28 protein-coding genes and 4 tRNA genes are annotated in these 24367 nt (G+C 66.4%); 16 read left to right on the top strand and 16 right to left on the bottom strand.

What is annotated here, in order from left to right; all coding sequences use genetic code 11:
- Positions 1 to 51: 51 nt before the first annotated feature.
- From ACTWP6_RS09090 to lmeA, 7 genes are all read right to left on the bottom strand, one after another.
- Positions 52 to 372: a DUF732 domain-containing protein gene (locus ACTWP6_RS09090; protein ID WP_443187432.1), complete on the bottom strand. Its 321-nt coding sequence runs from the start codon at positions 370 to 372 to the stop codon at positions 52 to 54.
- Between the two features lie 292 nt (positions 373 to 664).
- Entirely contained in the window at positions 665 to 967 is a 303-nt protein-coding gene (locus ACTWP6_RS09085) for a DUF1416 domain-containing protein (protein ID WP_260755365.1), read from the bottom strand.
- Position 968: 1 nt separating this feature from the next.
- A complete protein-coding gene (locus ACTWP6_RS09080) occupies positions 969 to 1802 on the bottom strand; it encodes a sulfurtransferase (protein ID WP_260755364.1) in 834 nt (277 codons plus the stop codon).
- A gap of 20 nt (positions 1803 to 1822) precedes the next feature.
- On the bottom strand, positions 1823 to 2302 hold the full coding sequence (locus ACTWP6_RS09075) for a DUF4395 domain-containing protein (protein ID WP_443187431.1): 480 nt from the start codon (positions 2300 to 2302) through the stop codon (positions 1823 to 1825).
- An 89-nt stretch (positions 2303 to 2391) separates the two neighbouring features.
- A complete protein-coding gene (locus ACTWP6_RS09070) occupies positions 2392 to 2484 on the bottom strand; it encodes an Ms5788A family Cys-rich leader peptide (RefSeq protein ID WP_396884651.1) in 93 nt (30 codons plus the stop codon).
- Between the two features lie 29 nt (positions 2485 to 2513).
- Entirely contained in the window at positions 2514 to 2945 is a 432-nt protein-coding gene (locus ACTWP6_RS09065; protein ID WP_443187430.1) for a thioredoxin family protein, read from the bottom strand.
- Complete coding sequence (gene lmeA / locus ACTWP6_RS09060; RefSeq protein WP_443187429.1) at positions 2942 to 3736, bottom strand: mannan chain length control protein LmeA; 795 nt, start codon at positions 3734 to 3736, stop codon at positions 2942 to 2944. Before lmeA ends, ACTWP6_RS09065 begins: the two co-directional genes overlap by 4 nt.
- Positions 3737 to 3917: 181 nt before the next feature.
- Between lmeA and ACTWP6_RS09055 the strand changes: the two genes are divergently transcribed.
- From ACTWP6_RS09055 to pstB, 6 genes are all read left to right on the top strand, one after another.
- Positions 3918 to 4715 carry a winged helix-turn-helix transcriptional regulator gene (locus ACTWP6_RS09055; RefSeq protein WP_260755360.1) on the top strand — a complete coding sequence of 266 codons (798 nt, stop codon included), beginning with the start codon at positions 3918 to 3920 and terminating at the stop codon, positions 4713 to 4715.
- 32 nt (positions 4716 to 4747) lie between these two features.
- Positions 4748 to 5629, top strand: coding sequence for a mycothiol synthase (mshD, locus tag ACTWP6_RS09050; protein WP_443187504.1), 882 nt, complete (start codon positions 4748 to 4750; stop codon positions 5627 to 5629).
- A gap of 128 nt (positions 5630 to 5757) precedes the next feature.
- A complete protein-coding gene (pstS, locus tag ACTWP6_RS09045; RefSeq protein WP_260755359.1) occupies positions 5758 to 6897 on the top strand; it encodes a phosphate ABC transporter substrate-binding protein PstS in 1140 nt (379 codons plus the stop codon).
- 48 nt (positions 6898 to 6945) lie between these two features.
- Positions 6946 to 8004 carry a phosphate ABC transporter permease subunit PstC gene (pstC, locus tag ACTWP6_RS09040; RefSeq protein ID WP_260755358.1) on the top strand — a complete coding sequence of 353 codons (1059 nt, stop codon included), beginning with the start codon at positions 6946 to 6948 and terminating at the stop codon, positions 8002 to 8004.
- A complete protein-coding gene (gene pstA / locus ACTWP6_RS09035; protein WP_260755357.1) occupies positions 8001 to 8918 on the top strand; it encodes a phosphate ABC transporter permease PstA in 918 nt (305 codons plus the stop codon). Before pstC ends, pstA begins: the two co-directional genes overlap by 4 nt.
- A 23-nt stretch (positions 8919 to 8941) precedes the next feature.
- Positions 8942 to 9718, top strand: coding sequence for a phosphate ABC transporter ATP-binding protein PstB (gene pstB, locus ACTWP6_RS09030; RefSeq protein ID WP_260755356.1), 777 nt, complete (start codon positions 8942 to 8944; stop codon positions 9716 to 9718).
- A 93-nt stretch (positions 9719 to 9811) separates the two neighbouring features.
- Here the strand turns inward: pstB and phoU are convergent, their stop codons facing one another.
- The 5 genes from phoU to ACTWP6_RS09005 form a co-directional block, all read right to left on the bottom strand.
- On the bottom strand, positions 9812 to 10480 hold the full coding sequence (gene phoU, locus ACTWP6_RS09025) for a phosphate signaling complex protein PhoU (protein ID WP_260755355.1): 669 nt from the start codon (positions 10478 to 10480) through the stop codon (positions 9812 to 9814).
- Positions 10481 to 10566: 86 nt separating this feature from the next.
- Positions 10567 to 12564 (bottom strand): LCP family protein, encoded by a 1998-nt coding sequence (locus ACTWP6_RS09020; protein WP_443187428.1) that lies wholly within the window; start codon positions 12562 to 12564, stop codon positions 10567 to 10569.
- A 221-nt stretch (positions 12565 to 12785) separates the two neighbouring features.
- Complete coding sequence (gene dusB / locus ACTWP6_RS09015) at positions 12786 to 13952, bottom strand: tRNA dihydrouridine synthase DusB (protein ID WP_443187503.1); 1167 nt, start codon at positions 13950 to 13952, stop codon at positions 12786 to 12788.
- Positions 13953 to 13984: 32 nt separating this feature from the next.
- Positions 13985 to 14992 (bottom strand): acyl-ACP desaturase, encoded by a 1008-nt coding sequence (locus tag ACTWP6_RS09010; RefSeq protein WP_260755352.1) that lies wholly within the window; start codon positions 14990 to 14992, stop codon positions 13985 to 13987.
- Between the two features lie 106 nt (positions 14993 to 15098).
- The gene (locus tag ACTWP6_RS09005; RefSeq protein ID WP_260755351.1) at positions 15099 to 15680 is read right to left on the bottom strand and encodes a TetR/AcrR family transcriptional regulator; all 582 of its coding nucleotides are present in this window, start codon (positions 15678 to 15680) and stop codon (positions 15099 to 15101) included.
- A 77-nt stretch (positions 15681 to 15757) separates the two neighbouring features.
- On the opposite strand from ACTWP6_RS09005, the gene ACTWP6_RS09000 reads away from it, so the two are divergent.
- The 3 genes from ACTWP6_RS09000 to ACTWP6_RS08990 all read left to right on the top strand — a co-directional run bounded on the left by ACTWP6_RS09000 (position 15758) and on the right by ACTWP6_RS08990 (position 18702).
- Complete coding sequence (locus ACTWP6_RS09000) at positions 15758 to 16825, top strand: oxygenase MpaB family protein (protein ID WP_443187427.1); 1068 nt, start codon at positions 15758 to 15760, stop codon at positions 16823 to 16825.
- Between the two features lie 155 nt (positions 16826 to 16980).
- Positions 16981 to 17877, top strand: coding sequence for a serine/threonine-protein kinase (locus ACTWP6_RS08995; protein ID WP_443187426.1), 897 nt, complete (start codon positions 16981 to 16983; stop codon positions 17875 to 17877).
- A gap of 123 nt (positions 17878 to 18000) precedes the next feature.
- Positions 18001 to 18702, top strand: coding sequence for a hypothetical protein (locus ACTWP6_RS08990; RefSeq protein ID WP_443187425.1), 702 nt, complete (start codon positions 18001 to 18003; stop codon positions 18700 to 18702).
- A 45-nt stretch (positions 18703 to 18747) separates the two neighbouring features.
- Here the strand turns inward: ACTWP6_RS08990 and ACTWP6_RS08985 are convergent.
- A tRNA-Lys gene (locus ACTWP6_RS08985) sits at positions 18748 to 18820 on the bottom strand.
- Positions 18821 to 18943: 123 nt separating this feature from the next.
- On the opposite strand from ACTWP6_RS08985, the gene ACTWP6_RS08980 reads away from it, so the two are divergent.
- The 5 genes from ACTWP6_RS08980 (at position 18944) to ACTWP6_RS08960 (ending at position 20426) form a co-directional block, all read left to right on the top strand.
- Positions 18944 to 19016: transfer RNA gene (locus ACTWP6_RS08980), tRNA-Glu, on the top strand.
- A gap of 38 nt (positions 19017 to 19054) precedes the next feature.
- A tRNA-Asp gene (locus tag ACTWP6_RS08975) sits at positions 19055 to 19131 on the top strand.
- Positions 19132 to 19171: 40 nt separating this feature from the next.
- Positions 19172 to 19245, top strand: a tRNA-Phe gene (locus tag ACTWP6_RS08970).
- A 49-nt stretch (positions 19246 to 19294) separates the two neighbouring features.
- Positions 19295 to 19852, top strand: a complete 558-nt coding sequence (locus ACTWP6_RS08965) for a chorismate mutase (protein WP_443187424.1) — start codon at positions 19295 to 19297, stop codon at positions 19850 to 19852.
- Position 19853: 1 nt separating this feature from the next.
- Positions 19854 to 20426 carry a TetR/AcrR family transcriptional regulator gene (locus ACTWP6_RS08960; protein ID WP_260755346.1) on the top strand — a complete coding sequence of 191 codons (573 nt, stop codon included), beginning with the start codon at positions 19854 to 19856 and terminating at the stop codon, positions 20424 to 20426.
- Between the two features lie 25 nt (positions 20427 to 20451).
- On the opposite strand, the gene ACTWP6_RS08955 is transcribed toward ACTWP6_RS08960, so the two are convergent.
- Positions 20452 to 21246 (bottom strand): MBL fold metallo-hydrolase, encoded by a 795-nt coding sequence (locus ACTWP6_RS08955; RefSeq protein ID WP_260755345.1) that lies wholly within the window; start codon positions 21244 to 21246, stop codon positions 20452 to 20454.
- Positions 21247 to 21323: 77 nt separating this feature from the next.
- Here ACTWP6_RS08955 and ACTWP6_RS08950 point away from each other — a divergent pair, with 77 nt between their 5' ends.
- Positions 21324 to 21929 carry a TetR/AcrR family transcriptional regulator gene (locus tag ACTWP6_RS08950; RefSeq protein ID WP_443187423.1) on the top strand — a complete coding sequence of 202 codons (606 nt, stop codon included), beginning with the start codon at positions 21324 to 21326 and terminating at the stop codon, positions 21927 to 21929.
- 123 nt (positions 21930 to 22052) lie between these two features.
- A complete protein-coding gene (locus ACTWP6_RS08945) occupies positions 22053 to 23615 on the top strand; it encodes a phytoene desaturase family protein (RefSeq protein ID WP_443187422.1) in 1563 nt (520 codons plus the stop codon).
- Positions 23616 to 23632: 17 nt separating this feature from the next.
- On the opposite strand, the gene ACTWP6_RS08940 is transcribed toward ACTWP6_RS08945, so the two are convergent.
- Positions 23633 to 23782: a hypothetical protein gene (locus ACTWP6_RS08940; protein WP_260755342.1), complete on the bottom strand. Its 150-nt coding sequence runs from the start codon at positions 23780 to 23782 to the stop codon at positions 23633 to 23635.
- 33 nt (positions 23783 to 23815) lie between these two features.
- Complete coding sequence (locus ACTWP6_RS08935; RefSeq protein ID WP_260755341.1) at positions 23816 to 24181, bottom strand: UBP-type zinc finger domain-containing protein; 366 nt, start codon at positions 24179 to 24181, stop codon at positions 23816 to 23818.
- Between the last annotated feature and the right edge of the window lie 186 nt (positions 24182 to 24367).

Raw genomic sequence — 24367 nt, 5'->3', positions numbered from 1 at the left:
GTTTAACCGCCGGGAGAAATCATCTCTCGCCGGCCGGTGCGGATCGGAGGGTCAGCTGACCTTCCACTCGTATTCAGGGCAGAACGCACCGGTAGCGGCGCCGATGAAGTAGCCGGCCTGGTAGTCGGACCAGTCGGTGACACTGGTCAGGTCGGCGACTTCCTGCTCGAAGGATGCGCCGTTGTCCCAGTCCTGGCAGACCGCGTAACCGGTCTCGATCACCTGCTGGGTCTTGTCCGAAGGCCAGGTGATACCGCCGTTGCCGATCACCGTGAGGAAGTCGCCCTCCGGATCGGCGAAGGCCGCAGGAGCACCGATCAGAGCAACTGTGGCGAGCGCCGCCGAGGCGGCACAGGCAATCGTGATCTTCATTGTCGGTCCTAGGAGGTAGCCGCGGCGAGCCGCGAGGTGGACCCGCGCCCGTCGGCGCGAGGGATGACCATATTTTCACCGACAACAGCAAATCTTGCAGCGTTTTCACAGCCGCGATCCGCACGATGCCGCCCCACCGGGCCGCTAAGCGCGACCACCCCGGTCGGGCACCGCAGGGCGCCCCACCGGGGTTGTCTGCCTGACTCCGTCAGGCGTGGCCCGATTGCCTGACTCCGTCAGGCGTGGCCCGATTGCCTGACTCCGTCAGGCGTGGCCGGATTGCCTGACTCCGTCAGGCGACCTTGACGTCGACCTCGTGGATTCCCGCGCCGGACGGCGCGATGCTGGCATCGCCGTTGCCCGCGGGCGACAGCGCGCGCAGGGTCCAGGTACCCGGGGCGGCGAAGAACCGGAAATCACCGGTGGCCGACGCGACGACCTCGGCGGTGAACTCGTCCGAGCTGTCCAGCAGGCGCACGAAGGCGCCACCGACAGCCTGGCCCGAACCGTCGACGACCCGGCCGGTGATGACCGTTTCCTTCTCCAGATCGACGCCGGCCGGCAACGTCAGTCCTTGCTTAGGCGCAGAGCACATATCAACTTCCCAACTCGATCGGGGCACCCACCAGGGAGCCGTATTCCGTCCAACTACCGTCGTAGTTCTTGACGTTCTTGTGTCCCAGCAGCTCCTGCAGCACGAACCAGGTGTGCGACGAGCGCTCACCGATGCGGCAGTAGGCGATGGTCTCCTTCTCGCCGTCCAGACCGGCCTCGGCGTACAGCTTGGCCAGTTCCTCGTCGGACTTGAAAGTGCCATCCTCATTGGCGGCCTTACTCCACGGCACGTTGATGGCCGTCGGAATGTGGCCGGCCCGCTGGCTCTGCTCCTGCGGCAGGTGTGCCGGGGCCAGGATCTTGCCGGAGAACTCGTCAGGGGAACGCACGTCGACCAGGTTCTTGGACCCAATCGCGGCGATCACCTCGTCGCGGAACGCGCGGATGCTGTTGTCGGGGTCCTTGGCGGTGTAGCTGGTCTGCGGACGCTCGACGGTGTCCTTCGACAGTGGCCGGGCGTCGAGCTCCCACTTCTTGCGTCCGCCGTCGAGCAGCTTGACGTCCTGGTGCCCGTACAGCTTGAAGTACCAGTACGCATACGCGGCGAACCAGTTGTTGTTGCCGCCGTAGAGGATCACGGTGTCGTCGTTGGCGATGCCGCGTTCGGAGAGAAGCTTGGAGAACTGCGCAGTGTCGACGAAGTCGCGCTTGACCGGATCCTGCAGATCGGTCTTCCAGTCGAGCCGGACGGCACCCGGGATGTGGCCGGTGTCGTAGGCGCTGGTGTCCTCGTCGACCTCGACGAACACGGTCTTCGGCGCGTCGAGATTGCTCTCGGCCCAGTCGACTGAGACCAAGACATCGGAGCGTGCCATGTGGTGGATCCTTTCGATTGCTATCGGGTGGGGGTCAAGCGTGTGAAGAGCGGATAGAGCTGGCAGCCGAGACAGATCCCGAAGGCTGCGTTGAGAAGTGCCGCCACAAGCGCAAAGCCCGTGGCCACCAGGCCAACCGGTGTGAGACCGACGGCGAAACCTACGGTGCCCACAACCGCGAAGACGAACCCGACCCCTTGCGCGAACTTCACCGGTGCGACCGGCTCACGCTCCGTGGTCGGCGACAGACGCGGAGCGATCAGCGCAGCGAAGACCCGGCCATAGGGGTGCCGGCGCGGGCCCAGCGTGGCGCCGATCCCGAAGACGACGGCTTGCACACCGAGGATCAGGGCTGCCGCGACCAGACTCTGGGTCGACGCGAGGAGCGCCGCGACGAGGACCGCCGTGGTGACCCAGGCGGCGAATCGCGGCCCCCGGACGTCCACGACGTCTCGCACGGCGACGGGCGCGGACGCGCCTGCGTGTGTGACATTCGACATAGATGTGCTCCTGTTGTCTGGTGTGGCTGGGTGCGGCGGGCCCGATCAGGCCGGTCGCAGAGTGCGGCGCGAAAATTAGGCGCGGCGACTCAGCAGCTGCAACAACAACAGCAACAACCCGCGATGCGGCACAGATCGACTGCGCGGCGCTTGGTGAGCGAAAGCTCGAGGCGGGCGGACACGGCTGACAGCTTACCCAACAAGAGGGTGATCAGGCCAACAGCGGTTCAAGCGCCGACCGCAGGTCAGCGGCCGTCGGTACGCCGGAGGTGCGATACCGCTGCCGACCCTCCGCGTCGAAGATGAACGTCGTGGGCAGCGACATCACCGAAAGCTTGCGCCCCGCCTCCGGATTCGCGTCCAGATCGATCTCCACGTGCGTGACCTGAGGCAGGTCCGCGCACACCTGGTCGACCACACGCCGCACCCCCGCGCACGGACCGCACCACACCGCGCTGAAATGCAGGACGGTCGGACCGGTCCGTGACAGGCCCAGGTCCTCGATGTCGCTCTCCTGGAGAGCGGGCCATTCCGCGGCGCCCTTGATCAATCCGGACCGCAGAGTCAACAGCCTGCCGATCACGAAGGCCAGCCCGAATGCGGCGATCAGCACCGCGGTGACGGCGATCCACGACGAACTCATGACAGCCGGAACTGGTCGAGGTTCACGGTGATTCCCTCGGTGATGCCCTCGATGATGATGTCGGAGCCGCGCGCGCCCTGCGTGGTGGGTGCCACTCCGAACGGCAATTTTTGGCCGGGCAGTGAGGTGGAGAACGCGGCAAGCACCGCGGGAAGCTGTTCGTCGGGAACAGCCTGATCGGCGGTGCCGGGTTCGGTGAGCACGCCGGTCGCGGTTACCACCAACGTCGTGGAGTCCGCTCCGGCGACCGTCAGATCGACCGCGATGCTGACCCGCTCGTCGAAACCCGCCTTGCTGGGGGTTCCGGTGAACACCACCCCGCGGTTGCTCGAAATGCCCGACTCCGTGGTACCGCCGGTGGAGTCCTCGGTCTCCCTGGTGGGCGCCTCGATCAGCAGGTCCGGTATCCCCATATAGCGGCCCATATGGGTGGAGTCGATGATGATCCGGCTCTCGAGTTTCCCGACGGTGAGTTCGGCGCCGGGCTGCACCAGCCACGAGTCGTCGAGACCGACGGAGTGCATGGTTGCCTCCAGCGAGGCCTTGCCGACCACGCCGTGATCAACGCCACTCGCCTTGATCTCCACCTCCTCGTAGTGCCGGCGCTGTGCCTGCGGAATGAACGGGAAACCCAGGATCGCCACCGACGGGTCCCAATTCAGGTCGGCGGAGGCGCGGACGCTTCTGGCCAGGCGATATTCGGCGTAGATCGCGGCTCCGAAGTCGGCGCCGACCACCCCGACCAGAACGGTGACGAGGGTCGCGAGGACACCTGTGAGGAGCTTGCGCACCCCGACATTGTTGCCGACGCCGTCGCGAAGCGAGGTTCAGCGCGGCTTACGGGCAGGTAGCACGCTATCGTTAGGTGTCTATCGGCCGGGTAACGGCCGTGTGTCATGCATGAATCTGGAAAGTCACCACGCGACATCGTTGTCCGGGAGAAAAGAACTCCACAGCAGCTGGAGGGGTCAGTTGGATCTTTTGCTACTGACGGTCGACCCGCACCCGGAATTGGTTCTGCCCTCGTTGTCCCTGCTGGCCCATAATGTGCGGACCGCGCCCACTGAGGTGTCGTCCCTGCTCGAGGCCGGGACCGCGGACGTGGCGATTGTCGACGCGCGCACAGATCTGGCCGCCGCGCGCGGTTTGTGCCGCCTCCTGGGCACCACGGGAACATCGGTGCCGGTGGTGGCGGTGGTCAACGAAGGCGGGCTGGTCGCCGTCAACGTGGAATGGGGCCTCGACGAGATCCTGCTGCCCAGCACCGGGCCCGCGGAGATCGACGCTCGGCTGCGGCTTCTGGTGGGTCGCCGCGGCGGCATGGCCAGCCAGGAGAACGTCGGCAAGATCAGCCTCGGGGAGCTCGTCATCGACGAAGGCACCTACACCGCGCGGCTGCGCGGGCGTCCACTCGATCTGACCTACAAAGAGTTCGAACTACTCAAGTACCTCGCTCAGCACGCCGGCCGCGTCTTCACCCGCGCGCAACTGCTGCAGGAGGTGTGGGGTTACGACTTCTTCGGTGGCACCCGCACCGTGGACGTCCACGTGCGACGCCTACGCGCGAAACTCGGCCCCGAATACGAGTCGCTCATCGGCACGGTGCGCAACGTGGGCTACAAGGCGGTCCGTCCGGCCCGTGGCCGCCCGGCGGCCGCCGGCGCGGACCTCGCCGAGGAGCTCGATGACGAGGATGCCTACGACGACGTCGGCTCGTTGGATCCGGACGGGGTACCGGAGGCGCTCGGCGACGCGCTGCGCAGTCAGTGACATCGCCGGTTTCGGTCGGCTGGCAGGACGAGATGTCCGGTGCCGATCAGCAAAATGTCCGTGACCTGATCTCCGAGGCGACCGTCCTCGACGGCGTGGCACCCGTCGGTGACCAGGTGCTGCGTGAACTCGGCCAGCAGCGCACCCGCCACCTGGTGGCCACCGAGGACGGCCGGATGCGCGGCTACCTCAACCTCGCACCTGCCGACGGCGACGCCCCACCGATGGCAGAGCTCGTGGTCGCGCCCGAGGCGCGTCGCCGGGGAGTCGGATCGGAGCTGATCCGCACCGCCCTGGCCGCCGGCGGACCCGAGACCCGCATCTGGGCCCACGGCAACCTCGCCCCGGCACGGGCCACCGCTGCGGCGCTGAAACTGGTGCCGGTCCGAGAGCTTCTCCAGATGCGTCGCTCTCTGCGCGACCTTCCGCCGACGCCTGCCGCCGACGGTGTGCGTTTCGCCACCTACGGTGGCCCGCGCGACGACGCCGAGGTGCTGCGCGTGAACAACTCGGCGTTCTCCTGGCACCCGGAGCAGGGGGGCTGGACCGAGGCGGACATCGCCGAACGCCGCAACGAGCCGTGGTTCGACCCGACCGGTTTTTTCCTGGCGTTCGACGAGGCCGACGGCCGGTTGCTCGGATTCCATTGGACCAAAACGCATTCCGAGACTCTGGGCGAGGTTTATGTGGTCGGGGTGGCCTCCGACGCGCAGGGACGGGGGCTCGGCGGCGCGCTGACACTGATCGGACTCCACCACCTCGCCGAGCGTCTCCTGTCCGACGGTGGGCAGGCCGACGTCATGCTCTACGTCGAAGCGGACAACACCGCCGCGGTGAAGACCTATCGTCGGCTCGGTTTCGACGTGGCCAACTCGGATGTGGCCTACGCCAACGCCGCGCATGGCGACCTGTGAAGTCGCTGAACCTGTTCACTTCTCGTTAACCCGCCATCCCTGATCCGTCCACCCCGGGCGCATACGTTGCCGATGAGTTTGCAGCCGTCTGGGCAAGTGATCGGGTCAGTGGAAAGAAAGTGGGATCAGTGAAGCTCAACATCATCGGCAAGTCGTTCGGTACGACCGTCTCGTTCGCAGCGATTGCCGCGATGGCCCTCGCCGGGTGCGGCAGCGACAACAATGCCGGCACCTCGGGCACCACCGGCGACACCGGAACAGCAGCTGCCGGATCCGCCGAGTGTGGTGGGAAGAACTCGCTCACCGCCGAGGGCTCGACCGCCCAGCAGAACGCCATCGCGGTCTTCAACCAGGCCTGGGGTCAGGTTTGCTCGGGCAAGAATCTGTCCTACAACCCGACGGGTTCCGGCGCGGGTCGGGAGCAGTTCGTCGCGGGCAACGTGGACTTCGGTGGAACTGATTCGCCGATCAAGGACGAGCAGGCACAGCAGGCTGCCCAGCGGTGTGGCGGTAACGAGGTGTGGAACCTGCCGCTGGTTTTCGGTCCGGTCGCGATGGCCTACAACATCGAAGGTGTCGATGGCCTGGTGCTGAACGCCGACGTGCTGGCACGCATCTTCCAGGGTCAGATCACCAACTGGAACGACCCGGCGATCGCCGCCCTCAACGAGGGTAAGACTCTGCCCGACCAGGCGGTCACGCCGATCTACCGCTCGGACTCCTCGGGCACCACCGACAACTTCCAGAAGTACCTTGCCGCTGCGGCACCCCAGACGTGGACCAAGGGTGACGGCAGTGAGTTCCAGGGCGGCGCCGGTGAAGGCGCGCAGAAGTCCGCCGGCGTGGCGCAGGCGGTGCAGGCCACTCCGGGCGGCATCGGCTACGTCGAGAAGGGTTTCGCCGATCAGGCCGGGATTCCCTACGCCCAAATCGACAACGGCAGCGGTCCGGTGGAGCTGACCAACGAAACAGCCGGCAAGGCCATCGACGCCGCAACGTTCGCCGGCGAGGGTAACAACCTGGTGCTCGATCTCCAGTCGCTCTACGGCACCACAGAGCCTGGCGCCTACCCGCTGGTGCTGGCCACCTACAACATCGTCTGCTCTCAGGGCTACGACGCCGAGACTGCAGCCGCGGTGCGCTCGTTCATGACCGTCGCAGCGAACCAGGGTCAGCAGGGCCTGCCGGAAGCCGGTTACGTGCCGCTTCCGGATCGCTTCAAGGAGCGGTTGTTGACCGCGGTCGAAGCCATCGGCCCGGCTGACTAGGTTTCATTAGCGCAACCGCCACGCAGCGGCGAGGATGGGTTTGACCGAATGACCGACAAGCTCGATGGAACCGCATTGACAACGCCTAACCCATTGGACGCAGGGTCGGGAGAGGCCTTGGCCACTCCTTTCCCTGAGCCCACGCCGATCTCGACCGACCCATCGCGGCATGCCAAAGAGCGGCTGGGGGACCGCATCTTCCGTGGGCTGTCCGAGGGCTCGGGTGCTCTCATCGTGGCGATCATCGCCGCGATCGGCATCTTCCTGCTGTGGCGGGCCATCCCGGCGCTGGCCCGTAACGAGGAGAATTTCTTCCTCTACGGCGGCACCTGGAACACCTCCGACACATCGGCGATGAGCTTTGGCATCCTCGACCTGCTGCAGGTGACGGTGTTCGTGTCGGTGTTCGCGCTGGTACTGGCGATGCCCATCGCACTGGGAATCGCCATCTATCTGACGCAGTACGCGCCACGGCGAGTGGTGGGGCCACTGGCCTACATGGTGGATCTGCTCGCCGCGGTGCCGTCGATCATCTACGGCGTGTGGGGCCTGTACGTGCTCGCTCCTGTGCTTCGGCCGTTCGCGTTGTGGCTCAACGAGAATCTCAGTTGGCTCTTCCTGTTCGCCACGGGTAGCGCATCGGTGGCCGGCGGCGGCACGATCTTCACAGCCGGCATCGTGCTGGCGGTGATGATCCTGCCGATCATCACCGCGGTGACCCGCGAGGTGTTCGTCCAGACCCCTCGCGGCCAGATCGAAGCTGCGCTGGCTCTGGGCGCGACCCGGTGGGAGGTGGTGCGCACCACCGTGCTGCCGTTCGGGATGTCCGGGTACATCAGCGGCGCGATGCTCGGTCTGGGCCGCGCCTTGGGCGAGACCATCGCATTGCTGATCATCCTGCGCGGTACCCAGGCGGCGTTCAGTTGGTCGCTATTCGACGGCGGCTATACGTTCGCCAGCCTGATCGCCTCGGCTGCTTCAGAATTCAACGACCAGTACAAGGCGGGCGCCTACATCGCCGCGGGCCTGGTGCTGTTCATCCTGACGTTCGTGGTGAACTCGCTGGCCCGTGCCGCAGTTGCCGGAAAGGACCGGTCCGCCTCATGACATCGGCCGCGCTGGATCAGCCTGTCAAGCCGACGACGTTCCAAGGTGTCGGCACTCGTCGCAAGTTCACCAACAATCTCGCCACCGTGTTGGTCACCGCATCGGTGGTGATTGCGATCGTGCCGTTGGTGTGGGTCCTCTACACCGTGCTCGCCAAGGGCATCGGCGTTGTCACTTCCAGTACATGGTGGTTCAACTCGCAGTCGGGGATGACCGCTTTTGCCGCCGGCGGCGGCGCCTATCACGCCATCGTCGGTACCCTGCTGCAGGGCTTGGTGTGTGCGATCATCTCGATCCCCGTCGGCGTGTTCGTGGGCATCTATCTGGTCGAGTACGGCGGCGGTACCCGGCTGGGCAAGGTCACCACCTTCATGGTGGACATCCTCACCGGTGTCCCGTCGATCGTGGCCGCCCTGTTCATCTATGCGCTGTGGGTGGCCACGATGGGCTTCGAGCGGTCGGGCTTCGCGGTGTCGCTTGCCTTGGTCCTGCTGATGATTCCGGTGATCGTGCGATCCACCGAGGAGATGCTGCGAATTGTCCCGATGGATCTGCGAGAGGCAAGCTACGCGCTCGGTGTTCCCAAGTGGAAGACCATCTCTGCCATCGTGATTCCGACCGCACTGTCCGGCATCGTCACCGGCGTCCTACTCGCCCTGGCACGCGTTATGGGAGAGACCGCGCCGCTGCTCATCCTGGTGGGGTACTCGCAGGCGATCAATTTCGACATGTTCGGCGGGTTCCAGGGCTCGCTTCCGGGCATGATGTACGACCAAACGTCGGCGGGCGCCGGAGCGAATCCGATACCGACCGATCGTTTGTGGGGCGCCGCCCTGACCCTTGTCGTGCTGATTGCCGTACTCAATGTCGGTGCCCGATTCATCGCAAAGTTCTTCGCCCCTAAAAAGGTCTGAGCAGGTTTAGGAGACTGATCCACATGGCCAAACGTTTGGATCTCAAGGACGTCAACATCTATTACGGCGCGTTCCACGCGGTGGCAGGAGTCTCGCTGTCGGTCGAGCCGCGCAGCGTGACCGCGTTCATCGGCCCGTCCGGCTGCGGCAAGTCGACCGTGCTGCGCACGCTCAACCGCATGCACGAGGTTATCCCCGGTGCTCGCGTCGAGGGTTCGGTGCTGCTCGACGGTGACGACATCTACGGCGCCGGTGTCGATCCGGTCGGTGTCCGCAAGACCATCGGCATGGTGTTCCAGCGGCCGAACCCCTTTCCCACCATGTCGATTCGCGACAACGTGGTGGCCGGGCTGAAGTTGCAGGGGGTCCGAAACAAGAAGACTCTCGACGAGGTGGCGGAGCGGTCCCTCAAAGGTGCCAACCTGTGGACGGAGGTCAAGGACCGGCTCGACAAGCCAGGCGGCGGGCTGTCCGGCGGGCAGCAGCAGCGTCTGTGCATCGCCCGCGCGATCGCGGTGCAGCCCGACGTGCTGTTGATGGACGAGCCGTGTTCGGCACTCGATCCGATCTCGACGCTGGCGATCGAGGATCTGATCTCGGAGCTCAAGCAGGACTTCACCATCGTGATCGTCACGCACAACATGCAGCAGGCCGCGCGGGTCAGTGACCAGACCGCGTTCTTCAATCTCGAAGCCACCGGCAAGCCGGGCAGGCTGATCGAGATCGACGACACCGGGAAGATCTTCTCCAACCCCGCCCAGAAGGCCACCGAGGACTACATCTCCGGGCGGTTCGGCTGACCGTTTCGTCGCGCGTACGAAGAAGATCGCCCCAGTCCCTTTCGGGTGGGGCGATTTCTCTGTCTTGGTGCGCAGGCGGTGGCCCGCGGGCCGTCAGCGGGGAGTGGAGATCTCCGCTTCTTCGGGCGTGTGACCGGTGACCTGGAAGATCACCCGACGGGCCACCTCGACGGCGTGGTCGGCGAACCGTTCGTAGAACCGGCCCAGCAGGGTCACGTCCACCGCAGCGGCCACACCGTGCTTCCACTCGCGGTCCATCAGGACCGTGAACAGGTGCCGGTGCAGGTCATCCATCGCGTCGTCCTCTTCGCGGATCCGGGCCGCCTTCTCCGGATCCCGGGTGCGCAGCACCTCCTGGGCGCTGTGGCCCAGCTCGACGGCAACGCGGCCCATCTCGGCGAAGTAGCCGTTGACCTCTTCGGGCAGCGCGTGCTGGGGGTGTCGACGGCGGGCGATCTTTGCGACATGCAACGCCAGCGCCCCCATCCGGTCGACATCGGCCACGATCTGGATGGAGCTGACGATGGCCCGCAGATCGCCGGCAACGGGGGCCTGCAGCGCGAGGATGACGAAGGCTTCTTCTTCGGCGCGGGCGCTGAGCGCGGCGATCTGGTCGTGGTCGGTGATCACCTGTTCGGCCAGGGCGAGATCAGCCTGCAGGAGCGCCTGGGTGGCGCGCTCCATCGCGTCGCCGGCAAGCCCACACATGTCGCCGAGCCTGCTGGACAGGGCTTCCAACTGCTCGTGGTACGCGGTACGCATGTGACAACCCTACCGGGGTCGTTTGTCTGTCGTCACGAGCCGACGGTGAACGAAAGGTGAATGCCACCTGCCTAAACGAGGGCCGGCTACTCGCAGCTGGTGTCCGCGGCGTTGGTGACGGTCAGATCCTCGGGCAGCGCGGTGGCCGGCGATTTCGTCCCGCGGATCAGCCGAACCTGCACCGCGGAACCGCTGGGCGACGGGGCAGTGACCGCATCGAAGTCGGTGCCCAGCACCACCTGGACCGTATCGCCCATACCGGTGACCCGTTCCACGGTGGCGTTGCCGAACGCCGACGCGACGGTGGCCGCCGCCTCCTCGTTGCCAGGGGAGAAGAACACCGTGGTGCGGGCCAAGGGTCCCGGATAGTCGTCAGGGGTCGTCACGTTGAAGCCGTAGGCCTGCAGCGCGCCGGCCGTGTCGGCGCCGAGACCGGCGGAACTCGTGGAGTTGGACACCTGCACGGTGACACTCTGCGGTTCGGTCGCAATGGTATCGACGACTTCGCCGCCGTCGGGCTGACCCGGCTGCGTCGCGGAGTTCGCGAGGGTGTCGGGAGCGTCGGCCACCGGGGTGTTGTCGGCGTTGCGCTCCTCAGGCAGCGGGTCGTCGTTGATGATCGCGTCGAACAGCGCCCGCATGTCGTCGGTGCGGGGGATCTCGTTGCCCCATTCGTCGGCGTAGCCGACCGTCGGCACCGTCACGAACGTGATCCGGCCGGCCGTCACGCCCTGCACCGACTGGCCGAGGTCTACCAGATCCTTGGTGTCGAGGTTGTCGACGTAGCTGTCGCCGATGAACATGTTGACCACGTTGTTCAGCTTCGACAACGAGAAGAACGTCTCCTTGGAGATGAGCGAACGCAGCAGCGACGACAGGAACAGCTGCTGCCGTTTGATGCGGCCGTAGTCGCCGTTGGTCTCAGTGGTCACCTGGCGGGCGCGCACATAGTTCAGCGCGGTGTGGCCGTCGACGGTCTGACGTCCGGCGTTGGCCAGCACGGTGCCCAGTTCGTAGTCCTCGATCGGCGTGGTGCTGCACACCTCGACACCGCCGAGCGCGTCGACCATCTTGGAGAACCCGGCGAAGTCGACTGCCATGAAGCGGTTCACGTGCAGGCCGGACAGCTTCTGAATCATCTTGACCAGACACCTCGGGCCACCGACGGCGAAGGCCGAGTTCAGCTTGTACTCGGTGTAGACCTCCTCCATGCCGTACATCGGGGACTCTTCGTCCGTGATCGGCCCGTACTCACGCGTCTCGGGGTTCCACGGTTCGCACTTCATCGGTTCGATCTCGAGGTCACGCGGGAACGACACGGCCACAACGCGTTTCCGGTTCGCCGGGATGTTCACCAGCATCACCGTGTCGGAGCGGGCACCGGCCGCATCCTCGGTAGTGCCCGCGCCCATGTCGCTGTTCTCGCCGATGCGGCTGTCGGTGCCGACGATGAGGAAGTTCTCGTCACCGAACTGGGCGTTGGGATCGACGATGTCGCGGGAATCCGGGTCCAGCGCCGAAACCCTGTTGAGCAGATTGTTCTTGGCCGACTGCCACTGCCACGCGCCGCCGGTCAACACCAGCGCGAGCACCGCGACCAGCGCGGCGGCGACCCGGCCGGCAACGGTCAGCCGGTGCGACGGCCGCAGCCGCGGCTTCGCCGGCACGTGCGCCGGGGCCCGCGCAGTGGTCAGGTTGGGAAGGTCGGCGCGGGTCAGGTCCACGGCCGGCAGGATCGCGGTGTCCAGCTCGTCGGTGTCAGGGTAGGGCTCGGGCTCGGCGTCGTGCGCCGGTCGGGCTCGGCGGCGCCTGGGCGGGGGAGCGGTCGCGCCGTCCCCGTGGAGTTTGGCGATCAGGTCTGCGACGGTGATCGGGGCGGACGTGTCGTCGGACGGCCCGGGTTCGGCGGCGGCGCCGTCGGCGGCCGGCGGGGTGTCGATCGCGCGCTCCCACGGCGCGGCGCCTGGCTTCGGCTGCCGGGATCGGGTAAGCCAGTCACCATCGGACCGTTCGCCCGTTCCGTCGGCGCCAGAACGGGGGCGGCCGTGAGTGGCAGCGGCATCCTCGGTGTCGCCGTCGCTCATGTTCCTACCGGCCTTCCAGCGTTCACAGCGTCGTATGGACCGTGCGCGTCGTTGCGCATCGGCCCGCAGACTGCCGAGTGCCTGTTCACTGTCTAGAGCACCACGCCCGGCTCCGTCACTGGAGACAGGCAGTTTGATCACTCATCGTACTGAGACATCCTGAGAGACATCCAGCCGAACCCGGGTGTCAGAACTGTTTCAGAAGTGTCTCGGTCCGTCGATCAGCCGCCCGAATGCATCACATCGGCACCTGCGGGCACCGTGCAGTCGTCCGGGTCGTTGAGCCAACCCTCGGGCAGGGTGACCGACGCGGCGGACCCCTGACGGCCCCGTGGCCCGTTGGCCGCCGGCGGGAACGGGACATCCGGATCGAGCTGATCGAGCAGCTCGTCCAGCTCGGAAATCGTCTTCACAAGGGCAAGCGACCTGCGAAGGTCGGCTCCGGCGGGAAAACCGTGCAGGTACCACGCGACGTGCTTGCGGATGTCCCGCATTCCCTTGTCCTCCCCGAAATGAGCTGCGAGCAGCTCGCCGTGCCGACGGATGATCTGCGTGACCTCGCCGAGGGTGGGCGGGGTCGCTGGTGCCGCGCCGGTGAACGCGGCGGACAGCTCGGCGAACAACCACGGCCGACCCAGGCAGCCGCGGCCGATCACCACCCCGTCGCAGCCTGTCGCGTCCATCATCGCCAGCGCGTCACGAGCGTCGAAGATATCACCGTTGCCGAGCACCGGAATCGTCGTGACGTGCGCCTTCAGCGCCGCGATCTGCTGCCAGTCGGCGCTGCCCGAATACCGTTGGGCCGCAGTGCGGGCATGCAGAGCGACGGCCGCCGCACCCTCTTCGGCCGCGATCCGGCCGGCGTCGAGGTGCGTGTGGTGGTCGTCGTCGATCCCGATTCGGAACTTCACGGTGACGGGAATGTCGGTGCCCTCCGTGGCTCGGACAGCGGCGGCCACGATCTGGCCGAACAGCCGGCGCTTGTACGGGAGTGCGGCGCCGCCGCCCCGTCGGGTCACCTTCGGCACCGGGCAGCCGAAATTCATGTCGATGTGGTCGGCGAGATTCTCCTCGACGATCATCTTGGCCGCGGCGTAGGTGTTGGCCGGATCGACGGTGTACAGCTGCAGCGAGCGCGGCGACTCCTCCGGGGCGAAGGTCGTCATGTGCATGGTCACCGGGTGACGTTCCACCAGGGCGCGCGCAGTGACCATCTCGCAGACGTACAACCCGCTCACGGTGCCGGCGCGGGCGAGCTCCAGTTCCCGGCACAACGTGCGGAACGCGATGTTGGTCACCCCCGCCATCGGTGCGAGGACGACGGGGCTGCGAAGGTCGAACGGCCCGATCCGCACCCCGGGGGCAGGAGCGAAGCGACCGGGGGAAATGTCCGGGGACCGGGCCGATCGGGGGGCGTCCGTTACGAGGCTGATGATCCCACCAGCTGATCTTTGGCCGCCTTCTTCTTGGCCATCTGGGCCAGCCGCTCTTCGCGGCGCTGCTTGGCGACCTCGAACTTGTCGACCGCGTCCTGCAGCTCCTCGACAAGCAGACCGAGGTCGTCGCGCATCCGTGCGCTCTCGCCGTTGAAGTCCTCGCGCTCGAAGATGCGCCACTTCTTCAGCACCGGCATCACGATGTCGTCGAGGTGAATTCGCGGGTCGTACACACCGCCCGAGGCGATGGTCACCGCACGGCGGCGGAAGTCGGGGATGGTGTACCCGGGCATCTTGAAGTTGCGCAGCACCTTGTGCAACGACTTCATCGCCTGATCGGGTGCGATCTCGAAGCCCGCTTCGGACACGTCGCGGTAGAAGATCATGTGCAGGTTCTCGTCGGCTGAGACCCGCTGCAGCAGCTGGTCGGCGATCGGGTCGTTGCACGCCTTGCCGGTGTTGCGGTGCGACACGCGGGTGGCCAGTTCCTGGAACGTCACGTAGATGACGGAGTCGAACAGGCTCTCGGCGAACAGGTCTGCCTCCACCTGCTGGTTCTGGCCCGGGCTGAAGCCGCGGGTCATCTGCTCCAGGCGCAGCATCTCCAGTTCCACGGGGTCGACGTTGCGGGTGACGACGAGGTAGTCACGCAGCGCGATGCCGTGCCGGTTCTCCTCCGCGGTCCACCGGTTCACCCAGAAGCCCCACGGGCCGTCCATGGTGAAGTTCATCGCGATCTCGCGGTGATAGGCGGGCAGGTTGTCCTCGGTCAGGAGGTTGACCAGCATTGCGACACGAGCGACCTCGGAGAGCTTCGACTGCTCGGGATCCCAGTCCTGGCCGCCGAGGGCGTAATAGTTCTTGCCGTCGGACCACGGGATGAAGTCGTGCGGGTTCCAGTCCTTCTTCATCCGCATGTGGCGGTTGACCAGGGGCTCCACGACGGGCTCGAGTTCGGTCAACAGTTGCAGGTCGGTCAGGTCTTTCGACACGACACCTCCCAGTTATCTGTACCTGATGGTTGCAGTCAATATATCTGTGTAAGTCAGTGACATTCAAGCCGCCGCGCCGCCGCTCACATCCAGGTAGAGGCCACTTTTAGGTCACGGCCCTGCTGAGCAGTAGCTCAGCACAGTGGTCGATGAACTGCTCGCGGGTTACCTCCAGTCGACCGTCCAGGTAGGCCGTGAACAATGCAGTGAGTGCCCCGATCAGCCCCGTGGCAACCATCGCCTGGGTGGTGGGGTCGCTGATCTGGGTGAGGTTGCGCTGCAACAATTCGATGAAATTGGGCATCCACCGCGCCCCCGAGCGCGCGAGGACGGGTTCCGCTTCGGGGGCGAGCAGGAGTACCCGGCCGCGTGCGGGATCGTCGATCATCAGTGCCACGAACCGCTCGACGGCATCGCGCATACCCTCGGCCTTCATCAGCGCCGACATGGCCGCGGTGCACACGTCGTCGTACACCGCTGCGACGTACTCGTCCCGGTCGGTGAAGCTCTCGTAGAAGTAGCGCTCGGTCAGGCCGGCCGCCTTGCACACCGCGCGCACGGTCAGGTGCGGTCCGGCGGGGCTGCCGAGGAGCCCGATGCCGGCGGCGACCAGTTCGTCGCGTCGGAGCGCCTGGCGATCCTGCAGCGGAACGCCCGACCACCTACCGCGTCGTTGACCCGACGCCACAGCCCTCCTAAGCTTCGCTACTGACAACGCATGTAGTCAGAATGTCGTGCGGCACCACTTCGGCAGGAAGAGCACCAGTGACTCAAGATACGTCTGCGGCAGGCCCCGTCACCAGCGGATCCGCGGCGGAGCCCGAGGTCGCAGCGCCCGGCTGTCCGGTCGGCGTTGAACCGGTGCCGCACGCCGACGTCGTGGCGGCGGGCTGCCCTGTCGCCGGTGGCTATGACGACGTGCCGGCGCCGCTGGGTCCCGACTCGCTGACGTGGAGGTACTTCGGGCAGTGGACTGGACTGTTCCAGGGCACCTGGGCCGGGTCGATGCAGAACATGCATCCCCAGCTCGGTGCGGCGGTCAAGGAACACTCGATCTTCTTCATGGAACGCATCCCACGGCTGCTGCGGTCGATCTATCCGATCGGCGGCGTGGTGTTCGACGGCGACCGTGCGCCCCGGACCGGAGCCCAGGTTCGCGACTACCACATCGGGATCAAGGGCGTCGACGATCAGGGGCGTCGCTACAGCGCGCTGAATCCGGAAGTCTTCTACTGGGCGCACGCGACGTTCTTCAAGTCCACCCTGCTGGCCGCCGAGAAGTTCGGCGGCGGGATCAGCGAGGCCGACAAGCGCCAACTGTTCGACGAGCACATCACCTGGTACCGGATGTACGGGATGAGCATGCGGGTGGTGCCCAAGACCTGGGAGGAGTTCGAAGAGTACTGGGACCACATGTGCACCGACGTGCTGGAGAACAACTGGGCCGCGCGCGAGGTCATGGATCTGTCCACGATGCCCAAACACCCGTCGCTGGAATGGGTTCCGGATCCGTTGTGGAAGTTGAATCTGGCGGTCTTGCAACGCTTCCTGACCTTCATGACCGTCGCGCTGTACGACCCGCCGGTGCGCGAGCTGATGGGCTACACCTGGTCGCCGCGCCAGGAGTTCCTGCACAGGCGATTCTGCGATGTGGTGACCATCGCGACCAAGGTGCTGCCCAAGCGGTGGCTGATGCATCCGCGTAAGCGTTCGGCGTGGGACCGGGCCACCGGCCGGCTCCCTGCCGATTCCCCGCTGGTGGAGACCCCGGCACGCAACCTGCCGCCGCTCGCATACCGGGACGACCCGCACTTCTACTGCCCGAAGGTCTGACCGGCGTTTCGCGAGAGCGCCACCACGGTAGCCCTGAGCCCGCCGGCGCTACCGTGGTGGCGCTCTCGCGAACGGCCACGCCATGTCGCCTCGGCGGTGCCACGGTGCCTGCGTGTCAGGTTTGCGCCTGCCGAAGAAGGGCTAGCTTTGGAGGCATGCAGGCGCCGGAGCTCATAGGCGGTCGCTACGAATTGCGAGGCGTGCTGGGTCGCGGCGGGATGGCCGAAGTCCGGGATGCCTGGGACAAGCGGCTCGGACGCCCGGTCGCGGTGAAATTGCTCTATCCGGCGGTCAGCACGCAGCCGGACACCCGGCGGCGATTCGCCACCGAGGCCCGCGCCGCGGCCGCGCTGAACCATCCGCATGTGGTCGCCGTGCACGACACCGGAGTCCACCACGGCAGGCACTACATCGTGCTGGAACGGCTTCCGGGTCAGAGCCTCGCCGATGTCGTGGCCCGACACGGGCCACTGCCCGCCGAACATGTGCGCGCGATCATGCGCGACGTGCTCTCGGCGCTGAGCGCGGCGCACACCCGCGGGGTACTGCACCGCGACATCAAACCGGCCAACATCCTGTTCACTCAGCAGGGCGGTGTGAAGATCGCCGACTTCGGGGTGGCCAAGAGCGCGCACACCCCGCAGACACTGACCAACCGGGTCTTCGGGACGATGGCCTACCTCCCGGCCGATCGCATCGCCGGCCGGCCTGCGACACCCAGCGACGACCTCTATGGACTCGGTCTGGTCGCGTACGAGGCGTTGACCGGCCGACGCGCCTACCCGCAGGACAATCTGGCGGCATTGGCCGAGGCGATCGCCGTCAGTCGTCTGACGCCGTTGAGCTCGATGCGTCCTGACGTGGACCCGGCATTGGCGACGACGATCGAGCGGGCGATCGCCCGCGACCCGCGGTGGCGGTTCTCCACCGCTGAGCAGATGTTGACCAGCATGGACGCCCCGTACGAGCCACCGCAACGCGCCGGCGGAGTGCTCGCCGCGGTGGCGTTGACCGTGGTTCTGGTTCTCGCGGCGCTGCTCGTCGTGGTGTGAGCCGAAAATAGCTGGCTGACCAGCGCATATACGACCGCTAACCGGCTGATCCCGGTCATGTAACAATCCGCGAGTCGAGTTCAGATTTCATGATCGATGCTGTACATTGCGGCAATTTTCGTTATGTTGCAGGGCGTGGGTCGGCACTCCATCGCCAAGAAGCGGCGCAACCCCTCGGTGTACGTGGTGTCCGCGCTCGCCCCGGCAGCGGTTTTCTTCGCGGTCAAGGGCGACACCGGACCGGTCCCTCTTCCCGCCGAGGAAGAGCGGGTGGCTTCCCCGGCGCCCGCCGCCGTCACCGAGCAGTCTCCGCCGTGCTGCCTGGAGGTCGTTGCCGCGCCCGCGACCGGACAGGCACCCGAACGGCTGATCGACAGGGGAGCCGCCCCTGACCCCGAGCAGGCATCGTTGGTGTCCGCGTCGCGCTGGCGGGTGGTCAGTCGCACCCTGCCCGCCGGGGTGGCGCCCGAGCGCGGGCTGCAAGTGCGCACCATCCTGACCGCCCGCAGCATCAGCGCGGTCTTCCCGGAGATCAACAACATCGGCGGTGTCCGCCAGGACGCGCTGCGCTGGCATCCCAACGGTCTGGCGCTGGACGTGATGATCCCGAACCCGATGTCCGAGGCCGGCATCGCGCTGGGCAACCAGATTGTCGCCTACGTCCTGGAGAACGCGGAGCGCTTCGGCATCCAGGACGCGATCTGGCGGGGCGTGTATTACACGCCGGGCGGCGCGCGGGCCGGCGGGTACGGCCACTACGACCACGTGCACGTGACCACCACCGGCGGGGGTTACCCCGACGGTGACGAGGTCTACCTTCGCTGACGCCGCCGTCGGATCCGCCGGCGCGAAGACTTGATTCCTGCTTTGTGCCCCCACCAGGGCTCGAACCTGGGACCTGCGGATTAAAAGTCCGTAGCTCTACCAACTGAGCTATAGGGGCGTGGGTGTGTAACCCCGGAAAGAATACTGCACGCTGCTCATTTGAGGATTCGGGTGTCCGTACCCTAAGCTATCGAAGCTCCCAACGAACGAGTGTTGTGAGTACCCCGGAGAGATTCGGCTGGCCCCCTTCGTCTAGCGGCCTAGGACGCCGCCCTTTCAAGGCGGTAGCGCGGGTTCGAATCCCGTAGGGGGTACGCGCAGCGACCACGTGAGTGGGAGTTGCACAGAGTAAGGCCCTGTGGCGCAGTTGGTTAGCGCGCCGCCCTGTCACGGCGGAGGTCGCGGGTTCGAGTCCCGTCAGGGTCGCCATCACGGCGAGGCACTCACAACAGAGTGGCTGGTGCCGTCCGGCCAGGTAGCTCAGTTGGTACGAGCGTCCGCCTGAAAAGCGGAAGGTCGCCGGTTCGATCCCGGCCCTGGCCACCGCAACCCGGCTTGGCTCCGGGCCTTCCGTCCATGGATGATGTTCCCGATGATCCGCCTCTCCGTTCTGGCCGCCGCAGCGGCGATGCTGATGTTGTTGTTCGCGCCGCTCGCCGCGGCCCAACCGGACAGCACTCTGGTCGATCTCGTCGACGCGGCCACCCGCCGTCTTCAGGTTGCCGAACCGGTGGCGGCCAATAAGTTCCACACCGGCGGGCTGATCGAGGATCCCGTCCGCGAACAGCAGGTGCTCGAGGCGGTGTCGGCGGAAGCGGCGGCACTGCAACTGGATCCGGCGTACGTGTCGGCTGCCTTCCGCGACCAGATCGACGCCACCGTGGCGATCGAGTACACCAGGCTGGCGCAATGGAAGTTCGACCGGGCCGCGGCTCCCGTCGATGCTCCGGATCTTGCCTCGTCGCGCGGGATCATCGATGCGCTGAACCGCGAGATGGTGACGCTGATGGCCGACGAGTGGGGCAAGCTGCGCGGGCCGGCCTGCCGGGCCGAACTCGACCAGGCCAAAACGGTGGTCGCCACACGGCGCGGGCTCGATCCGCTCTACCGGCAGGCGTTGGATCACGCGACGCGCAGCTACTGCCGCTGACATGACCGACTTTCGGCAGCGGCTGCTCGACGCCCTGGAGGCCTCGATCGCCGAGGACGGCTATGCCAGGACGACGGTGGCCGACATCGTGCGGCGGGCCAAGACCTCGCGGCGCACCTTCTACGAGCATTTCGACAGCAGAGAGGCGTGTTTCGTCGCCCTGCTGTCGGACGCCAACGCCGAGCAGATCAGGCAGATCTCCGAGGCCGTCGACCCCAGCGCACCCTGGCAGAAGCAGGTCCGGCAGGCGATCGAAGCGTGGATCTCGTCGGGTGAAGCGCGCTCGGCGCTGATGCTGAGCTGGATCCGCGACGTGCCTTCCCTCGGCGCCGCCGCCCGGGGCCTGCAGCGGGACGCGATGGAACACTTCATCGACATGGTCGGGGCGCTCGGCGCCACCGACGAGTTCCGGGCCGCCGGCGTCGGCCCCGTGTCGCGCCGCCGCATCATCATGCTGCTCGGAGGACTGCGCGAGCTCACGGCCATCACCGTCGAAGAGGGCGGAAGCATGGGTGACGTCACCGACGAGGCGGTCGACGCGTCGATCGCACTGCTGAGCCCGCCCGGCCACTGAGGCGTCCGTCCTCTTGGCGTCCCGCTCAGACCAGCGCGGTGGCCTTGGCCTCCTCGAAGAGCGTGGTGTCATGCGAGCACAACATCATCAGGTCGGGGTGCCCCGCGCGATACAGCTCGGCGAGCCGGTCATGGTTCTGCCTGACCTTCTCACGGTCGGCCGCGACGAGCTTTTCCAACAGTGCGGTCAACCTCGGCATCGGCAGCGCATCGGCGATGGTGCCGGGGTGATAGAAGGAGTCGCCGCCGTGCAGAACCCAGCGGTGTCCGGCGTCGACGGCGACACACGCGTGCCCCTCCGTGTGGCCCGGCAGCGAGACGAGCACGAAACCCGGCCCGATCTCGGTGAGTTCTTTGGCGGCCGCGAAACCGCGCCATGCCTCACCGTCGACATGGTGTTCGACGATGTGGGGTCCGTGCGCCCACTGCGGAGGCCGGAAGCGGATCCGGTTCTGGATCGAACGCGACCGCATCGCGGCGAAGGCCTCCTCGGAGGTGACATGCACCTGGGCGTCGGGAAAATCGGCCAAACCGCCGATGTGGTCGGCGTCGAAGTGGGTCACCACGATGTGACGGACATCGGAGCGGTGGAAGCCGAGCTTCTCGATCTGACGGATCGCGGTCTCGTCGGGATCGAATCGGGGTCGGATCAAGTGGCGCCTGATGCGCCCGAAACGGCCCGGGTCGGCACAGTCGCGGGTGCCGAACCCCGTATCCACCAGCACTAGTCCCGCGTCGGACTCGACCAGCAGCACATGACACACCATCATGCCGACGCCCGGCGGATGAAGTGTCCCGCAATTGAGGTGATGAACTTTCACATGTACCCCCGAGTAACAAGTCAAAGGTACGTGCGCAGCACCGTCAAGCGATGTGGCCGCTGCGGTACCTTACGCACATGGTCCGGCCTGCTCAAACGGCGCGCAGCGAACGCACTCGGGAGGCGCTGCGGCAAGCGGCGGTGGTGCGCTTCCTGGCGCAGGGCGTCGAGGACACCTCGGCCGAGCAAATCGCCGCCGACGCCGGGGTGTCCCTGCGAACCTTCTACCGGCACTTCGCCTCCAAGCACGACCTGCTGTTCGCCGACTACGACGCGGGCCTGCACTGGTTCCGGGCGGCGCTCGCCGCCCGCTCGCCCGAGGAATCGATCTTCGAATCGGTGCAATCGGCGATCATGGCGTCGCCCTATGACGACTGGGCGGTCACCAAGATTGCGGCGATGCGTGCGCAGGAACTCGACGCCGGACGCATCGTCCGGCATATCCGGCAGGTCGAGGCGGACTTCGCCGAAGCCGTGGAGGAGCACATGATCTCGACCTGCGCGGCGCGTGCCGGCAGCGATGAGCGGATGCGCATCACCGTCACCGCACGGTGCATCGCCGCGGCGGTCTTCGGCGCCATGGAGGTGTGGATGCTGGGGGAGGACCGCTCGCTCCCCGAATTGGACCGTCTGTGCCGGCACGCGCTTGAGTTGCTGCGCTCCGGTATCGGAGACCGGGTCTGATCAGCGCCGAAATCGCATTCCACGCGGCGCATCGTCGCGTTCATGCGCTTGGAGTGCGATTTCGGCGGCCGACATGTTTTGTCAATATTGACAAAACATTGACCGGCGTGACAGCCTCAGCCGATGGCGGACTTCGACGCGATCGTCGTCGGTGCCGGACATAACGGGCTGACCGCGGCGGCGCTGCTGCAGCAGGCGGGTCTGCGCACGCTGTGTGTGGAGGCCAAGCTCTATGCGGGCGGCATGGCCTCGACCGTCGAACTCTTCGACGGCTTCCGGTTCGAGATCGCAGGCTCTGTGCAAGTACCGACCTCGGCGGTGGTGAGCGAGGCGCTCGGACTGGGTGACCTGCCTACCGTCGACCTCGACGTGATGTCGGTGCAGTTGCGCGGCGTCGGCGACGATCCGCTCGTCTACTACACCGATCCGGTGAAACTACTGACCCACCTCAACGACGTGCACGGCGCCGAGGCGGTCAACGGCATGGCCGGGCTGATGGCGTGGTGCCAGGCGCCCACCCGGGCGCTGGGGCGGTTCGACGCGGCGCGGCCGTCCAGATCACTCGATGAGATGTTCGCCTGCGCCACCAGCGAATTCGAGCGGCAGGCGATCAGCGACATGTTGTTCGGATCGGTCACCGAGGTGCTCGACCGGCACCTGCCTGACCGCGAGAAGCACGGTGCGCTGCGGGGAATGCTGGCCTTCCTCGCTGTGAACACCACCTACCGCGGACCCGCCACGCCGGGGAGCGCGGCCGCACTGGCCTTCGGGCTGGCCGTCCCCGACGAGAGCGCCACACTGATCAAGAAGTTCCGCGGCGGCATGGGCGCGGTCACGGACCATCTTCAGCAGATGTTCGCCGCAGCGGGCGGTGAACTCCGGCTGCGCACCAAGGTCGCCGAAATCACCGCCGACGCAGGCGCGGTCACCGGTGTCAGGCTGACGGACGGGTCGACCGTGGCCGCTCCGGCGGTGGTGTCGGCCCTCGCTCCGGACGTCACGGTCAACACGCTGGTCACGCCGACAGCGGTTCCCTCGCAGCTGCGGGACCGCTTCTCGCATATCGACCACCGCGGCAGCTATCTGCAGATGCACTTCGCGCTCGATGCGGCGCCCACGTTCGCTGAGCCCTACACAATGCTGAACGAACCCGGATATCAGTCCGCCATCGGTATTTTCGTGACACCGGAGGAACTGCACAAGCAGTGGGAGGGTGCCCGCGCGGGAGAGGTGCCCGCCGATCCGGCCATCGCCTTGCAGATACCGTCTGCCAACGACCCGAGCCTGGCCCCGCCGGGCAAGCACGCCGTGTCGGCGTTCTCACTGTGGTTTCCGCTGACCGAGGAACGCGCGAGCTACGGACAGATGAAAACTGAGATGGGGAAGCGGGTGATCGACAAGATCACCAGGCTGGCACCGGATTTCGAGAGTCTGATCCTGCGCCACACCACGTTCACCCCCAGGCACATGGGCACGATGTTCAATGCTCCCGGCGGTGACTACTGCCACGGGCTGATCCACCCCGAGCAGATGGGGCCTAACCGTCCGGGCCCGAAAGGCTATGTCGACCAGCCTGTTCCGGTTGAGGGACTGTACCTGGCCAGTGCCGGGTGCCACGGCGGTCCCGGAATCACGTTCATTCCAGGCTACAACGCCGCCCAGCAGGTGATCGCCGACCTGCACTGATCCGGTCCGACGTGATGTCAGGTCGCGGGACCACTCTCGGTGGCGCCACCCTCGTCGGCCCAGTCCACGCGATCCTCGTCGCCCTTCGAAGGATCGCTGATCACATCATCGTCGGCCTGCTCGGAACCGGCTTCGGTCTGGGCGGTGTTCGGCTTGTCTTTCGTCACGGCGCTGGGTTACCCCTAAGGATGGAGGTTCATTCAGCGTCGGCGATTCTGCAACTGTGCCAACCAGTCCGCAGGCACCCGGCCGCGTGGCCCCGGCGCGGTCTCGTCGACCGGTCTGCTCCGGGGAGGGGCGAGCTCGGGGCCGTCATAGTACTGATCGGTGTCGTAGTTCCAGAACCAGTCTTCGCCCGGTTCGAACGACCGGATCACCGGATGTCCGGTGGCGCGCCAGTGCGCCGACGCGTGCCGCTGCGGGGAGTCGTCGCAACAGCCGATGTGGCCGCACGCGGCGCACCTCCGCAGATGCACCCACCAACCGCCATGCGCGTCGCACTCGACGCAGCCCGTGCCGCTCGGGGGAACGGAAGGATCGACTGCGCCGTCGCGAACGTCGCTCACGAGCGAAAGCGTACGCCCAGTCCGATGATCCCGATACGAATCGTGACGGCGGTGGTCTAAGCCTCGATCCACCGATGTATCGGCTGGTCGCAGGGTGTCGGAATGAGGAAAGTGCCCTTTGAACTGGGAAGATTGGTGTTCTCTACGCACTAATCAGTCCAGGTCAGAAAGGCACTTCCGGTGAAA

Origin of the sequence: Mycobacterium sp. 4D054 (genome assembly GCF_052245755.1) — a bacterium.
Lineage (GTDB): Bacteria > Actinomycetota > Actinomycetes > Mycobacteriales > Mycobacteriaceae > Mycobacterium.
The sequence above is the reverse complement of the archived record's forward strand: the minus strand, read 5'-3'. Positions and strand labels throughout refer to the sequence as shown.

What these genes read in the sequence shown, in the direction of transcription:
- ACTWP6_RS09090 (WP_443187432.1), bottom strand. Translation starts at nt 372, where the DNA reads ATGAAGATCACGATTGCCTGTGCCGCCTCGGCGGCGCTCGCCACAGTT.
- ACTWP6_RS09085 (WP_260755365.1), bottom strand. Translation starts at nt 967, where the DNA reads ATGTGCTCTGCGCCTAAGCAAGGACTGACGTTGCCGGCCGGCGTCGAT.
- ACTWP6_RS09080 (WP_260755364.1), bottom strand. Translation starts at nt 1,802, where the DNA reads ATGGCACGCTCCGATGTCTTGGTCTCAGTCGACTGGGCCGAGAGCAAT.
- ACTWP6_RS09075 (WP_443187431.1), bottom strand. Translation starts at nt 2,302, where the DNA reads ATGTCGAATGTCACACACGCAGGCGCGTCCGCGCCCGTCGCCGTGCGA.
- ACTWP6_RS09065 (WP_443187430.1), bottom strand. Translation starts at nt 2,945, where the DNA reads ATGAGTTCGTCGTGGATCGCCGTCACCGCGGTGCTGATCGCCGCATTC.
- mshD (WP_443187504.1), top strand. Translation starts at nt 4,748, where the DNA reads ATGTCCGGTGCCGATCAGCAAAATGTCCGTGACCTGATCTCCGAGGCG.
- pstC (WP_260755358.1), top strand. Translation starts at nt 6,946, where the DNA reads ATGACCGACAAGCTCGATGGAACCGCATTGACAACGCCTAACCCATTG.
- pstA (WP_260755357.1), top strand. Translation starts at nt 8,001, where the DNA reads ATGACATCGGCCGCGCTGGATCAGCCTGTCAAGCCGACGACGTTCCAA.
- pstB (WP_260755356.1), top strand. Translation starts at nt 8,942, where the DNA reads ATGGCCAAACGTTTGGATCTCAAGGACGTCAACATCTATTACGGCGCG.
- phoU (WP_260755355.1), bottom strand. Translation starts at nt 10,480, where the DNA reads ATGCGTACCGCGTACCACGAGCAGTTGGAAGCCCTGTCCAGCAGGCTC.
- ACTWP6_RS09020 (WP_443187428.1), bottom strand. Translation starts at nt 12,564, where the DNA reads ATGAGCGACGGCGACACCGAGGATGCCGCTGCCACTCACGGCCGCCCC.
- ACTWP6_RS08995 (WP_443187426.1), top strand. Translation starts at nt 16,981, where the DNA reads ATGCAGGCGCCGGAGCTCATAGGCGGTCGCTACGAATTGCGAGGCGTG.
- ACTWP6_RS08990 (WP_443187425.1), top strand. Translation starts at nt 18,001, where the DNA reads ATGTTGCAGGGCGTGGGTCGGCACTCCATCGCCAAGAAGCGGCGCAAC.
- ACTWP6_RS08965 (WP_443187424.1), top strand. Translation starts at nt 19,295, where the DNA reads ATGATCCGCCTCTCCGTTCTGGCCGCCGCAGCGGCGATGCTGATGTTG.
- ACTWP6_RS08960 (WP_260755346.1), top strand. Translation starts at nt 19,854, where the DNA reads ATGACCGACTTTCGGCAGCGGCTGCTCGACGCCCTGGAGGCCTCGATC.
- ACTWP6_RS08950 (WP_443187423.1), top strand. Translation starts at nt 21,324, where the DNA reads ATGGTCCGGCCTGCTCAAACGGCGCGCAGCGAACGCACTCGGGAGGCG.
- ACTWP6_RS08945 (WP_443187422.1), top strand. Translation starts at nt 22,053, where the DNA reads ATGGCGGACTTCGACGCGATCGTCGTCGGTGCCGGACATAACGGGCTG.